Annotated in this window: 10 protein-coding genes; 7 read left to right on the plus strand and 3 right to left on the minus strand. The window is 52.6% G+C overall.

Going from position 1 to position 13,158, the window contains the following annotated elements:
* From D5085_08380 to D5085_08390, 3 genes are all read left to right on the plus strand, one after another.
* The gene (locus D5085_08380) at window positions 1-696 is read left to right on the plus strand and encodes an NrdJb (protein ID QEP43127.1); all 696 of its coding nucleotides are present in this window, start codon (window positions 1-3) and stop codon (window positions 694-696) included.
* 125 nt (window positions 697-821) lie between these two features.
* On the plus strand, window positions 822-1,520 hold the full coding sequence (locus tag D5085_08385) for a hypothetical protein (protein QEP43128.1): 699 nt from the start codon (window positions 822-824) through the stop codon (window positions 1,518-1,520).
* Between the two features lie 27 nt (window positions 1,521-1,547).
* Window positions 1,548-2,651 carry a hypothetical protein gene (locus tag D5085_08390; GenBank protein QEP43129.1) on the plus strand — a complete coding sequence of 368 codons (1,104 nt, stop codon included), beginning with the start codon at window positions 1,548-1,550 and terminating at the stop codon, window positions 2,649-2,651.
* Between the two features lie 30 nt (window positions 2,652-2,681).
* Here the strand turns inward: D5085_08390 and D5085_08395 are convergent, their stop codons facing one another.
* Both D5085_08395 and D5085_08400 read right to left on the minus strand, forming a co-directional pair.
* Window positions 2,682-3,761, minus strand: coding sequence for an alkene reductase (locus tag D5085_08395; protein QEP43130.1), 1,080 nt, complete (start codon window positions 3,759-3,761; stop codon window positions 2,682-2,684).
* A 123-nt stretch (window positions 3,762-3,884) separates the two neighbouring features.
* Complete coding sequence (locus tag D5085_08400; protein ID QEP43131.1) at window positions 3,885-5,063, minus strand: Bcr/CflA family drug resistance efflux transporter; 1,179 nt, start codon at window positions 5,061-5,063, stop codon at window positions 3,885-3,887.
* Window positions 5,064-5,309: 246 nt separating this feature from the next.
* Here D5085_08400 and D5085_08405 point away from each other — a divergent pair, with 246 nt between their 5' ends.
* The 4 genes from D5085_08405 to D5085_08420 are packed head-to-tail and all read left to right on the plus strand — an operon-like array spanning window position 5,310 to window position 11,669.
* A complete protein-coding gene (locus D5085_08405) occupies window positions 5,310-6,875 on the plus strand; it encodes an ATP-binding protein (protein ID QEP43132.1) in 1,566 nt (521 codons plus the stop codon).
* An 18-nt stretch (window positions 6,876-6,893) separates the two neighbouring features.
* A complete protein-coding gene (locus D5085_08410) occupies window positions 6,894-8,474 on the plus strand; it encodes an ATP-binding protein (GenBank protein ID QEP43133.1) in 1,581 nt (526 codons plus the stop codon).
* 18 nt (window positions 8,475-8,492) lie between these two features.
* Entirely contained in the window at window positions 8,493-10,073 is a 1,581-nt protein-coding gene (locus D5085_08415) for an ATP-binding protein (protein ID QEP43134.1), read from the plus strand.
* Window positions 10,074-10,091: 18 nt separating this feature from the next.
* Window positions 10,092-11,669: an ATP-binding protein gene (locus tag D5085_08420; protein ID QEP43135.1), complete on the plus strand. Its 1,578-nt coding sequence runs from the start codon at window positions 10,092-10,094 to the stop codon at window positions 11,667-11,669.
* A gap of 52 nt (window positions 11,670-11,721) precedes the next feature.
* On the opposite strand, the gene D5085_08425 is transcribed toward D5085_08420, so the two are convergent.
* Entirely contained in the window at window positions 11,722-13,035 is a 1,314-nt protein-coding gene (locus D5085_08425) for an adenosylmethionine--8-amino-7-oxononanoate transaminase (protein QEP43136.1), read from the minus strand.
* Window positions 13,036-13,158: the final 123 nt, after the last annotated feature.

A 13,158-nucleotide genomic window follows, 5' to 3' on the forward strand; every position in this document is an offset into this window, starting at 1 on the left:
ATGGCAATTCAAATTACCCAACCCATTGTCGATTTTGAAGTTGTTAAAGCAGAACAGCCCCAGATAGAGCGCGAACAGCCGCTAGTGCCTGCGAACGATGTTGTCGTGCACCTAAATGAGATGCTAGAGCGGCCGGAGATGCTGCTCGGTTCGACCTACAAAGTCAAAACGCCACTTTCGGAGCACGCGCTCTACATTACCATTAACGATATTATCCTCAATGCTGGTACCGAACATGAGCTACGCCGGCCGTTTGAGATCTTTATTAACTCTAAAAATATGGATCACTTTCAGTGGATTGTCGCCCTAACTCGCATTATCTCGGCAGTGCTGCGCAAAGGGGGGGATGTGACCTTTCTGGTCGAGGAGTTGCGCTCTGTTTTCGATCCGAAGGGGGGCTACTTTAAGAAGGGGGGGAAATATATGCCCTCACTGGTGGCCGAAATTGGTGATGCGATTGAGAGCCACATGCGCATGATAGGTCTGCTTAAAGACGATACGCTAGATGAGCACCAAAAACAGCTTATTGCCGAAAAGCGGGCACAGTATGAGTCGGTACGACAGGGCGCTGAGAGCTGTGAACCGGATGAGTTTCCCGATAACTCCCAACTCTGCGCTAAGTGTCAAACTAAGGCGGTGATTCAGCTCGATGGCTGTCTTACCTGCCTTAATTGTGGCGATAGCAAGTGTGGCTAGGGGAGGACACTTAACTTGTGGTGCGGGCGACTGATGGGATTTATTCAAATTTTCTTGAATATTTTTGAAAATGGGCTACTATCTTAATCTCCTAACCTGCCCTAGCCCCCAATCGGAGAGTCGCCATGACCACTTTTCAAGTCCCTATTGCCTCTAATCTTAGCTCAATCAAGCGGTTGCCAACCTATCAGCGGTTTAAATACCACTACCCCGGCACCGTTCTAAATCAGGCAAGATGCCAACCAAATGATGAGCCGCTAATTGATGCCCGCACTCAAGTTAAGACAGCCTATTTTGAAAATGTGCCTGATGCCAATATCCGTTATCTACTGCGCCGAGATTGTGCCCTTAAACTAGCCACCGCTGCGAATCAGCTTAGTCAAATTGGACTGCAACTAGAGTTGGTTGAGGGGTATCGCTCGCTAGAGCAACAGCGGTTTGAGTTTAACCACATTAGCGCGATGATCCGGCAGCAGCACCCCGATGCGACACCGGAGCAGGTTATTGAGCTTACCGAAGAGTTCTCCGCTAATCCCGACCTCAACCCTCCCCATACCACCGGGGGGGCGGTTGATGTTCGCCTGCGCGACTATCACAGCGGTGAGCTTATCGACATGGGCACCGACATTAATACGATCTCCCCGCTCGCCTATACCGATAGCCCCGATATCGACGATACCGCCAAAAGTTATCGTAAACTATTGCGGTTAGCGATGATTCAGGCCAACTTTGCCCCCCTCTCTACCGAGTGGTGGCACTTCGAGACTCGCACTCTACTGTGGGCTGCGGTGTATGATAGTTTGGCGTACTATCAATCGTGCTAACGGTGAGGCAGAGAGGGTAATCTTTTTATGTCGAAAGAAGAGCCACAAGAGCGCGTAAAGCAGCAACCCCTATCTGGCCAGAAACTTGCCCGTTTACGCCAATTTCTACAGCTCTCTTTGGCCGATTTTGCTCATGAGCTTGGAGTAAGTTCCCCTAGTAATATTCACTACTGGGAGAATAATGGTTTAAGTAAGAAAGCCTTAAATCTCATCGAAAAGAGATATCAGCTTGAGAGTGAACTGTTTAGCGCTAATCTCTCGCTAGCGCAGTTTAGCAGTGCCGTTAACCAGCTTCTGCTCTCTAACCATGTTAACCAAAAGTCGCTGGAGGTGAAGTCGGTTATTGTGAAAAATGCTTATGACGATCTCTATCTGCTCGATTTAGAACATGATATGAATAATCGTCTCCTTGTTTTTGATACTTTTCCGAGCTTTGCACTTAAATACAATAAAGCTCAGGCAGAGCTGTTAGAAAAAAATGCTGCAACACAGCTACGATTTGAAAATATTAACCATATTCAGATGCGTGAGTATCATAACTACTCGCTACGGGGAGTGTTGAGTTTTATCTTTAACCCCGTGCTCCCTCACTCTATCGAATACAAAAAGAGGATTCTTGCCAATGCGGTTGAGTTTTTTACCTCCATGAACCATTCTCTGTTTATCTTTAATGAGAAGAGTGAAAATATTAGTAACGCTTTTTCAGATATGCAGCTTATATTCAACGACTCGATGGAGAAGCAGTTGCTAGTGATGATTTCGCCACTCTTTTATAGCAGCCAAGCTAGAGTGCCGGAGGCGGGGAGAGTTACTCCGAGTGATATTAGCTATTTTCTACAGCTAGAGGGGGAGCAGGTTCGTGAGTATGTCGATTTTTACATTCATCAAATTAAAGTTGCGTTTCACCATATTGATGGGTTTGCGCTATTGGTTCTGCTATTAGACTATCTGCAAAATCGAACCGCCGTTCATAGCCGTGAGGCGACACTATCTGTCCCCGATCTGACTCACTTCTTAGCCTGGTTGAGCGAAGAGCCTGCCTCGGCGGGGGGGCTGCGGTTACAAAATGGCGTGACGCCAGCTCGGGTGGCTGAGTTAGCTCTACGGCTCAAAGAGTACTTTGAGCCGTAGGCAGCGCATCTTTCGCGTCAGTCCAAAAGCCTATGCTGGTAGCGTGGGATAGTCGAGGTACCCTTGCGCTTTTGGGGTATAGAAGGTGTTTGGATCGGGCTCGTTTAACTCAGCCCCGATCTGCCAGCGTTTGACTAGATCGGGATTGGCTAGTGCCGGTCGCCCAACCCCGATCAGATCGCACTTACCGGCGCTGAGATCAGCTTCGGCGCTGGCAGCATCGTAACCGCCGGAGAGGATCAGCGTACCGTTAAATTCGGCCCGAAACATCTGTGGCATTGTCTCAGGTACTTCAGGCGCTCCCATAGCGGTGTGATCAACTAGGTGGATATAGATCGGCGAGAGCTGGTTTAAACGCTGGGCGAGATAGGTATAGTCGTCCGCCATGGCATCATAGAGCGGCATATCATTAAAGACCCCATAAGGCGATAGGCGGACTCCGACCCGCTCTCTCCCAATCGCTGCAATCGTCAATTCGACGATCTCAAGCAGGAAACGAGCCCGATTTTCGATCTCTCCCCCATAACGATCGGTGCGCTGATTACTATTTGGGCGAATAAACTGCTCTAGCAGATAGCCATTGGCGGCATGAATTTCGACCCCGTCAAAACCGGCAGAGATCGCATTTTTGGCTGCAGCGACATACTCTGCTTGGGTGGAGGATAGTTCATCGAGACTCATCGCGTGAGGTATGGGATGGGGCTTGAGCCCCTCATCATCGGTATAGATCTCACCGGCTGCCGCCACCGCTGAGGGGGCCACGACTCGCGCCCCTAGAGGAAGATTATTTGGATGGGCGATACGGCCACAGTGCATTAGCTGCATAAATAGTTTCGCTCCGCCTTGATGTACCGCTGCGGTAAGCGGTTGCCAAGAGAGAGTTTGCTCTTTGGTAAAGATGCCTGGAATACGGGGGTATCCGAGCCCGTTCGGTGACGGCGAACTCCCTTCAGTGATAATTAATCCAAAGCTGGCTCGTTGTTGATAGTATTCCAGCATTAACTCATTGGCCAGATTCTCTTTTGCACGGTTACGGGTCAGTGGACACATAACAAGCGCATTTTGCAGGGTGAGTGAACCTAGCGTGGTCGGTGAGAACAGTGTTGACATAAAGACTCCGTGGTAGTCGTTCGTGGTAATAGCATAGGTGGTAGGGGAACAGATGCTTCTGCTTGAGCCAATTTCAATGTTAGAGCTCAAAAATGGGCAGCAGAATTAGCGGTGATGATGAGGCTACTTTTTTGCCACAGGGGTGATATAACGCCCTCCCCATGACAATACCCCGCAGATAGCAATAGTCGCTACCATCGGCCAGTGAGTCTGGTTGTACAGCAGCCCCGTCAGCGCCCCCATAAGTGCCCCGAAGCCGAACTGCATCACCCCAAATAGTCCCGAGACAGTACCGGCCATCTCGGGGTGGAGATTCATCGCACACGATAGCGCATTGGCAGCAATCGGGAGCAGAGTCAAAAAGAAGAGCATCAGGCCGGCAATGGTTCCCCAAGGATAGAGCGCCTTAAACGCTGATAGCCCAACCAGTACCACTGAGGCGAGCGCCACATAGCCGGTGGCGAGCTTAAATAGCTCTTCGGCATGAAATCGCTCTAACAGCCGTCGATTAAGGTGTGAACTGATCACCGAAGTCAGGACGCTAACTGCAAATAGTAGGCTAAACTCGGTCTCACTAAAGCCAAATAGATCGATATAGACAAACGGCGCGGCTGAAATAAAGCTAAAGAGCGCCCCAAACATCGCTCCTGCAGAGAGCAGTAAGCCTAACAGCGCCCGATCTTGTAGCAGTCGTCCATAGTTAGCGATGAGCTGCGAGAGAATAAATGGCTGCCGCCGCGCCAGCGGCAACGACTCCGGCAGCGCCTGCCAAGCGAGCACACCTAAAAGGAGCGATAACCCAAATAGCACCAGAAAGATAGCCGGCCACTCAAACCAGATCAGCACCAGCGCCCCCAAAATAGGCGCGATAAGCGGTGCCACCGCCATTACCATAAGCACCATCGATAGCACCTTCGCCACCTCATCGCCCCCAAAACGGTCACGAATGACCGCCCGACTTGCGACAATCGCCGCCCCCGCTGCCAGCGCCTGCACAAATCGCAGCGCTGTCAATACCTCAATTGATGGGCTTAATGCGCACCCTAACGAGGCGATAGCGTAACACCCCATCCCCCCTAGTAGCACCGGACGCCGCCCTAACGTATCGGATAGCGGCCCCCACAAGAGCTGGCCTAACGCCATTCCGACAAAAAAGGCACTTAGCGTTAACTGCGTCTGCGACACCGTCCCGTCCAACTGCTGCGCCATCTGCGGCAGTGCCGGCAGATACATATCGATCGATAGCGGTCCAATGGCACTAATGGCCGCCAATATCAGCACCAAGCGGGTGATCGTTATCATTGTTGCAATCTCAAGTTGATAGAGCGGAGTCGGGGAGAGGGTTAACCCGTTGAGTCAAAGGCTGGGCAGCGAACTGCTTAGGAGTGGTAAAGCGGGTAATGGTAGGTTTTAAGCACCCCGAAATCAAGGGAAAGATGAGCCAGTCTGTTTTGTGGCTCAAAAGGCCAGAGGTGCCATTTAGTGTGCTGAGTAGCTCCCTGCCTGTTATACTCTCTACGAGATGGCCAAAACATAACCGCAACCGACATGAGCAAGATGACCAAACGCTACTTCAACACCACCGGCCCCTGCTTTCCCGACCACCACTACATGGTTGACCCGCTCAAACGGCTCAAAGGGGTTGAACAACTGATAGAGCAGGGGCAATACTTTGTCATTCACGCCCCGCGCCAAAGTGGCAAGACCACCTACGCCTTTGCGCTCATGGAGAAGCTGAATCGGGAGGGGGTCTATACGGTACTGATTAGCTCAATCCAACCGGCTGCCCAAGGGCAAAATCCGATTGAAGCGATGAAAATTGCGGCCATGTGTATCGCTAAAGATAGCCGCCTCTATCTACCAGAGGCGGAGTGGTCGCCCGAAGTCGATAGAGGGGAGCAGGGGGCGGAAGATGGCCTGCTAAGCTACCTGCAACAGTGGAGTCTAAACAACCCCAAACCGATCGTGCTGTTGTTGGATGAGGTCGATTCGCTACAAGATGATAACTTTCTAGCGCTACTCTACCAGCTTCGTAGCGGTTTTGTTGGCCGCTACAAACAGGGCTTCCCCCACGCCATGGGGCTGATTGGGCTGCGCGATGTGCGCGACTATAAAATTCGTCTGCGTCCTGACTCACAAAGCATGGGCACCGGCAGTCCGTTTAACATAAAAGCCGAATCGCTATTTGTCGATAGATTGACCGAGGAGGAGATTGTCACCCTCTTACAGCAACATAGCGAGGCGACCGGACAGCCCTTTGAACCACAAGCGATCGCGACCCTCGCCGAACTGACCCAAGGTCAGGCGTGGTTAGTTAACGCACTCGCCCACCATATCGTCCAGCGGCTATTAGAGGGTGATGTTGGCCAAATAATTACCGAAGCGCATGTATGGCAAGCGAAAGAGGCGCTTATTCTTCGTCGCGATACCCATCTAGACTCGCTGATCGATAAACTAAAAGAGCCGCAGGTGCGTGAAGTGATTACCGCAGTGATTAACGGCAGCGCCCCTAACTTTGACCACTACAATGATGCCATTCTCTACTGTCGCAACCTAGGCCTCATCGCCCCCCACCCCCCGGTACGGTTTGCTAACCCGATCTATCAAGAGATCATTCCACGGGTACTCAGTTTCGGTTTTCAAGAGAGTATCCCCCAAGACTATGCCGATCCCCACTGGTATATCCAACAGGGCAGACTCGATATGGAGGCGCTGTTAAAAGCGTTTCAAAAGTTCTACCGCCGCCACTCCGAGGCGTGGCTAGAAAAGTACGATTTTCGAGAGGTAGGGCGGCAGCTTTTACTAATGGCCTTTTTACAGCGGGTGGTGAATGGCGGTGGGCGGATTGAGCGGGAGATGGCGGTCGGTAACGGTCGTTCTGATCTTATTGTGGAGTATGGGGACGAGCGCTTTGTGCTGGAGTTAAAGCTCAACTATGACCGCTTTAGCGAAGAGGAGGGACTCGAACAGCTCGCCCGCTATCTGGATCGTCTCAATGAATCGACAGGCTACCTATTACTGTTTGAGTTAGATAGCGCTAAAAGCTGGGAGGAGCGTATCCGCTGGCAGAGGCTGACCGAGGCGGGTAGGCAGATTATTTTAGTGGGAATGTAGAGCAAGAGGAGAACACACATGGCGCAGCAGCAACCACATCGCATAGCAAAGCGCTACTTCAACACCACCGGCCCCTGTTTTCCCGACCACCACTACATGGTTGACCCGCTCAAACGGCTCAAAGGGGTTGAACAACTGATAGAGCAGGGGCAATACTTTGTCATTCACGCCCCGCGCCAAAGCGGCAAGACCACCTACGCCTTTGCGCTCATGGAGAAGCTGAATCGGGAGGGGGTCTATACGGTACTGATTAGCTCAATCCAACCGGCTGCCCAAGGGCAAAATCCGATTGAAGCGATGAAAATTGCGGCCATGTGTATCGCTAAAGATAGCCGCCTCTATCTACCAGAGGCGGAGTGGTCGCCCGAAGTCGATAGAGGGGAGCAGGGGGCGGAAGATGGCCTGCTAAGCTACCTGCAACAGTGGAGTCTAAACAACCCCAAACCGATCGTGCTGTTGTTGGATGAGGTCGATTCGCTGCAAGATGATAACTTTCTAGCGCTACTCTACCAGCTTCGTAGCGGTTTTGTTGGCCGCTACAAACAGGGCTTCCCCCACGCCATGGGGCTGATTGGGCTGCGCGATGTGCGCGACTATAAAATTCGTCTGCGTCCTGACTCACAAAGCATGGGCACCGGCAGTCCGTTTAACATAAAAGCCGAATCGCTATTTGTCGATAGATTGACCGAGGAGGAGATTGTCACCCTCTTACAGCAACATAGCGAGGCGACCGGACAGCCCTTTGAACCACAAGCGATCGCGACCCTCGCCGAACTGACCCAAGGTCAGGCGTGGTTAGTTAACGCACTCGCCCACCATATCGTCCAGCGGCTATTAGAGGGTGATGTTGGCCAAATAATTACCGAAGCGCATGTATGGCAAGCGAAAGAGGCGCTTATTCTTCGTCGCGATACCCATCTGGACTCGCTGATCGATAAACTAAAAGAGCCGCAGGTGCGTGAAGTGATTACCGCAGTGATTAACGGCACCGAGCTGCATGATGATCGCTACAACGACGCCCTAAGCTATACCCAAGATTTAGGGTTGATAAGTCGCTGCCCCCCTATCCGTTTTGCCAATCCTATCTACCAAGAGATTATTCCCAGAGTCTTGAGCTACCATTGGCAGCTCTCGATTCCCCAAGATTATGCCGATCCCCACTGGTATATCCAACAGGGCAGACTCGATATGGAGGCGCTGTTAAAAGCGTTTCAAAAGTTCTACCGCCGCCACTCCGAGGCGTGGCTAGAAAAGTACGATTTTCGAGAGGTAGGGCGGCAGCTCTTACTAATGGCCTTTTTACAGCGGGTGGTGAATGGCGGTGGGCGAATTGAGCGGGAGATGGCGGTCGGTAACGGTCGTTCTGATCTTATCGTGGAGTATCGAGGTGAGCGCTTTGTACTGGAGTTAAAGCTCAACTATGACCGCTTTAGCGAAGAGGAGGGACTCGAACAGCTCGCCCGCTATCTGGATCGTCTCGACGAATCGACAGGCTACCTATTACTGTTTGAGTTAGATAGCGCTAAAAGCTGGGAGGAGCGTATCCGCTGGCAGAGGCTGACCGAGGCGGGTAGGCAGATTATTTTAGTGGGAATGTAGAGCAAGAGGAGAACACACATGGCGCAGCAGCAACCACATCGCATAGCAAAGCGCTACTTCAACACCACCGGCCCCTGCTTTCCCGACCACCACTACATGGTTGACCCGCTCAAACGGCTCAAAGGGGTTGAACAACTGATAGAGCAGGGGCAATACTTTGTCATTCACGCCCCGCGCCAAAGCGGCAAGACCACCTACGCCTTTGCGCTCATGGAGAAGCTGAATCGGGAGGGGGTCTATACGGTACTAATTAGCTCAATCCAACCGGCTGCCCAAGGGCAAAATCCGATTGAAGCGATGAAAATTGCGGCCATGTGTATCGCTAAAGATAGCCGCCTCTATCTACCAGAGGCGGAGTGGTCGCCCGAAGTCGATAGAGGGGAGCAGGGGGCGGAAGATGGCCTGCTAAGCTACCTGCAACAGTGGAGTCTAAACAACCCCAAACCGATCGTGCTGTTGTTGGATGAGGTCGATTCGCTACAAGATGATAACTTTCTAGCGCTACTCTACCAGCTTCGTAGCGGTTTTGTTGGCCGCTACAAACAGGGCTTCCCCCACGCCATGGGGCTGATTGGGCTGCGCGATGTGCGCGACTATAAAATTCGTCTGCGTCCTGACTCACAAAGCATGGGCACCGGCAGTCCGTTTAACATAAAAGCCGAATCGCTATTTGTCGATAGATTGACCGAGGAGGAGATTGTCACCCTCTTACAGCAACATAGCGAGGCGACCGGACAGCCCTTTGAACCACAAGCGATCGCGACCCTCGCCGAACTGACCCAAGGTCAGGCGTGGTTAGTTAACGCACTCGCCCACCATATCGTCCAGCGGCTATTAGAGGGTGATGTTGGCCAAATAATTACCGAAGCGCATGTATGGCAAGCGAAAGAGGCGCTTATTCTTCGTCGCGATACCCATCTAGACTCGCTGATCGATAAACTAAAAGAGCCGCAGGTGCGTGAAGTGATTACCGCAGTGATTAACGGCAGCGCCCCTAACTTTGACCACTACAATGATGCCATTCTCTACTGTCGCAACCTAGGCCTCATCGCCCCCCACCCCCCGGTACGGTTTGCTAACCCGATCTATCAAGAGATCATTCCACGGGTACTCAGTTTCGGTTTTCAAGAGAGTATCCCCCAAGACTATGCCGATCCCCACTGGTATATCCAACAGGGCAGACTCGATATGGAGGCGCTGCTAAAAGCGTTTCAGGAGTTCTATCGCGAACACTCCGAGGCGTGGCTAGAAAAGTATGATTTTCGAGAGGTGGGGCGGCAGCTCTTACTCATGGCCTTTTTGCAGCGGGTGGTGAATGGCGGTGGGCGGATTGAGCGGGAGATGGCGGTCGGCAACGGTCGTTCTGATCTTATTGTGGAGTATGGGGACGAGCGCTTTGTGCTGGAGCTTAAACTGAAACGGAGCGAGTGGGATGAGTCGAAGGGGCTAAAGCAGCTCGCCCGCTATCTGGATCGTCTCAATGAATCGACAGGCTACCTATTACTGTTTGAGTTAGATAGCGCTAAAAGCTGGGAGGAGCGTATCCGCTGGCAGAGGCTGACCGAGGCGGGTAGGCAGCTTATTGTAGTCGGGATGTAGAGCAAGAGGAGAACACACATGGCGCAGCAGCAACCACATCGCATAGCAAAGCGCTACTTCAACACCACCGGCCCCTGCTTTCCCGACCACCACTACATGGTTGACCCGCTCAAACGGCTCAAAGGGGTTGAACAACTGATAGAGCAGGGGCAATACTTTGTCATTCACGCCCCGCGCCAAAGCGGCAAGACCACCTACGCCTTTGCGCTCATGGAGAAGCTGAATCGGGAGGGGGTCTATACGGTACTGATTAGCTCAATCCAACCGGCTGCCCAAGGGCAAAATCCGATTGAAGCGATGAAAATTGCGGCCATGTGTATCGAACAGGATAGCCGCCTCTATCTACCAGAGGCGGAGTGGTCGCCGACTGTTTCTGAAGTGAGCTTTCCTGAAAATGGACTACAACGCTACCTGCAACAGTGGAGTCTAAACAACCCCAAACCGATCGTGCTGTTGTTGGATGAGGTCGATTCGCTACAAGATGATAACTTTCTAGCGCTACTCTACCAGCTTCGTAGCGGTTTTGTTGGCCGCTACAAACAGGGCTTCCCCCACGCCATGGGGCTGATTGGGCTGCGCGATGTGCGCGACTATAAAATTCGTCTGCGTCCTGACTCACAAAGCATGGGCACCGGCAGTCCGTTTAACATAAAAGCCGAATCGCTATTTGTCGATAGATTGACCGAGGAGGAGATTGTCACCCTCTTACAGCAACATAGCGAGGCGACCGGACAGCCCTTTGAACCACAAGCGATCGCGACCCTTGCCGAACTGACCCAAGGTCAGGCGTGGTTAGTTAACGCACTCGCCCACCATATCGTCCAGCGGCTATTAGAGGGTGATGTTGGCCAAATAATTACCGAAGCGCATGTATGGCAAGCGAAAGAGGCGCTTATTCTTCGTCGCGATACCCATCTAGACTCGCTGATCGATAAACTAAAAGAGCCGCAGGTGCGTGAAGTGATTACCGCAGTGATTAACGGCAGCGCCCCTAACTTTGACCACTACGATGATGCCATTCTCTACTGTCGCAACCTAGGCCTCATCGCCCCCCACCCCCCGGTACGGTTTGCTAACCCGATCTATCAAGAGATCATTCCACGGGTACTCAGTTTCGGTTTTCAAGAGAGTATCCCCCAAGACTATGCCGATCCCCACTGGTATATCCAACAGGGCAGACTCGATATGGAGGCGCTGCTAAAAGCGTTTCAGGAGTTCTATCGCGAACACTCCGAGGCGTGGCTAGAAAAGTACGATTTTCGAGAGGTGGGGCGGCAGCTCTTACTCATGGCCTTTTTGCAGCGGGTGGTGAATGGCGGTGGGAGGATTGAGCGGGAGATGGCGGTCGGTAACGGTCGTTCTGATCTTATTGTGGAGTATGGGGACGAGCGCTTTGTGCTGGAGCTTAAACTGAAACGGAGCGAGTGGGATGAGTCGAAGGGGCTAAAGCAGCTCGCCCGCTATCTGGATCGTCTCAATGAATCGACAGGCTACCTATTACTGTTTGAGATAGATAGCGCTAAAAGCTGGGAGGAGCGTATCCGCTGGCAGAGGCTGACCGAGGCGGGTAGGCAGCTTATTGTAGTCGGGATGTGAAATAGCGGCTCTGACTGCTGAGGGTCTTGCGATATAGAGTCTTTTAGTGTGGCTAGGGGTGGGGTGATACCATGTGCGCTCGCTCCTCGGCGAGTGTTTTGACCACCGCGGCGGTCAGCGTGTTTAGCTCTGAGGGGGAGATGGTAAACGGAGGCATGAGATAGACTAGCCGTCCAAAGGGTCTGACCCAGACGCCGTTGGCAACAAATTTCGGTTGAATGTGCGCCATATCGACCCTTTGGTGTAGCTCTACCACCCCGATGGCCCCCAATACCCGCACCTCTTTTACCTGAGGCCACTCTGCGCAGGGAGCTAGCCCCTGTTGTAGCCCCTGTTCAATCGCAGCGATCTGGCTCTGCCAAGGCGATTGCAACAGCAGCTCAATACTACGCAACGCCACCGCACAGGCGAGTGGGTTGGCCATAAAGGTCGGGCCGTGCATAAATAGCCCCGGCTCTCCGTCGCTAATTGTGGCGGCAATATGGCGAGTGGTAAGTAGGGCGGCTAGGGTCATGTAACCACCGGTGAGTGCTTTGCCTAGAGCTAGGATATCGGGCGCTATCGCTGCATGTTCACAGGCAAAGAGTCTGCCGGTGCGACCAAAACCGGTTGCGATCTCATCTAGGATTAATAGCGTGTCGAACTGATCGCAAAGGGCTCTAACTCTGCTGAGATAGGCAGGGGAGTGAAAACGCATCCCGCCAGCCCCCTGCACGATAGGCTCCATGACGACAGCGGCAATCTGATCACCGTTGTGCTCAAGATGGCTGCGTAGCGAGGCGATATCCTCATCTGTGCAGGGGCGGTTAAATCCGGCTGGGGGGAGATCGGCAAATAGCTGTGGCGGTAACATCTCTGAGAAGAGAGTATGCATGCCATTGACCGGATCACAGATCGACATAGCGCCAAAGGTATCGCCGTGATAGCCGCCCCGAACGGTTAAAAAGCGCTGCCGTTTTTGGCCGCGAGCGTGCCAATACTGTATTGCCATCTTTAAGGCCGCCTCCATAGCGACCGAACCAGAGTCGGCAAAGAAGAGCACCTCTAGTGGCGGCGGGGTGATCTGGATCAGCTTGCGTGCTAGCTCGACGGCAGGGGGGTGGGTGAGGCCACCAAACATCACATGAGCCATCTGTGTGAGCTGCTGTTGTAGCGCACGATTGAGCTGTGGATGGTTGTAGCCGTGAATCATGCACCACCACGAGGCCATACCGTCGATTAGCTGGCGGCCATCGGCGAGCGTCAGTTTGACCCCTTTGGCGCTAACGACTGGATAGAGTGGCAGTTTTGAGTCGATAGCGTTATAGGGGTGCCAGAGGTGGCGCAGGTCAAAGGCGAGCATCTCGCTCTGTAGGGTGACTCCCATTTGGGGATCATTTGTCGTTCTACTGGACGGTAACGAAGTTTATTAGTGGCTCTGCACTTTCTCGACCCCCACACGAAGAGAGAATTAAAGCCATCGCGATAGAGAGGAGTGAGTGCTTGCCTG

Source organism: Ectothiorhodospiraceae bacterium BW-2, assembly GCA_008375315.1.
Classification (GTDB): domain Bacteria; phylum Pseudomonadota; class Gammaproteobacteria; order Thiohalomonadales; family Thiohalomonadaceae; genus BW-2.

Coding starts and splice junctions, on each gene's coding strand:
- D5085_08380 (QEP43127.1), top strand. CDS start 1: ATGGCAATTCAAATTACCCAACCCATTGTCGATTTTGAAGTTGTTAAA.
- D5085_08385 (QEP43128.1), top strand. CDS start 822: ATGACCACTTTTCAAGTCCCTATTGCCTCTAATCTTAGCTCAATCAAG.
- D5085_08390 (QEP43129.1), top strand. CDS start 1,548: ATGTCGAAAGAAGAGCCACAAGAGCGCGTAAAGCAGCAACCCCTATCT.
- D5085_08395 (QEP43130.1), bottom strand. CDS start 3,761: ATGTCAACACTGTTCTCACCGACCACGCTAGGTTCACTCACCCTGCAA.
- D5085_08400 (QEP43131.1), bottom strand. CDS start 5,063: ATGATAACGATCACCCGCTTGGTGCTGATATTGGCGGCCATTAGTGCC.
- D5085_08405 (QEP43132.1), top strand. CDS start 5,310: ATGAGCAAGATGACCAAACGCTACTTCAACACCACCGGCCCCTGCTTT.
- D5085_08410 (QEP43133.1), top strand. CDS start 6,894: ATGGCGCAGCAGCAACCACATCGCATAGCAAAGCGCTACTTCAACACC.
- D5085_08415 (QEP43134.1), top strand. CDS start 8,493: ATGGCGCAGCAGCAACCACATCGCATAGCAAAGCGCTACTTCAACACC.
- D5085_08420 (QEP43135.1), top strand. CDS start 10,092: ATGGCGCAGCAGCAACCACATCGCATAGCAAAGCGCTACTTCAACACC.
- D5085_08425 (QEP43136.1), bottom strand. CDS start 13,035: ATGGGAGTCACCCTACAGAGCGAGATGCTCGCCTTTGACCTGCGCCAC.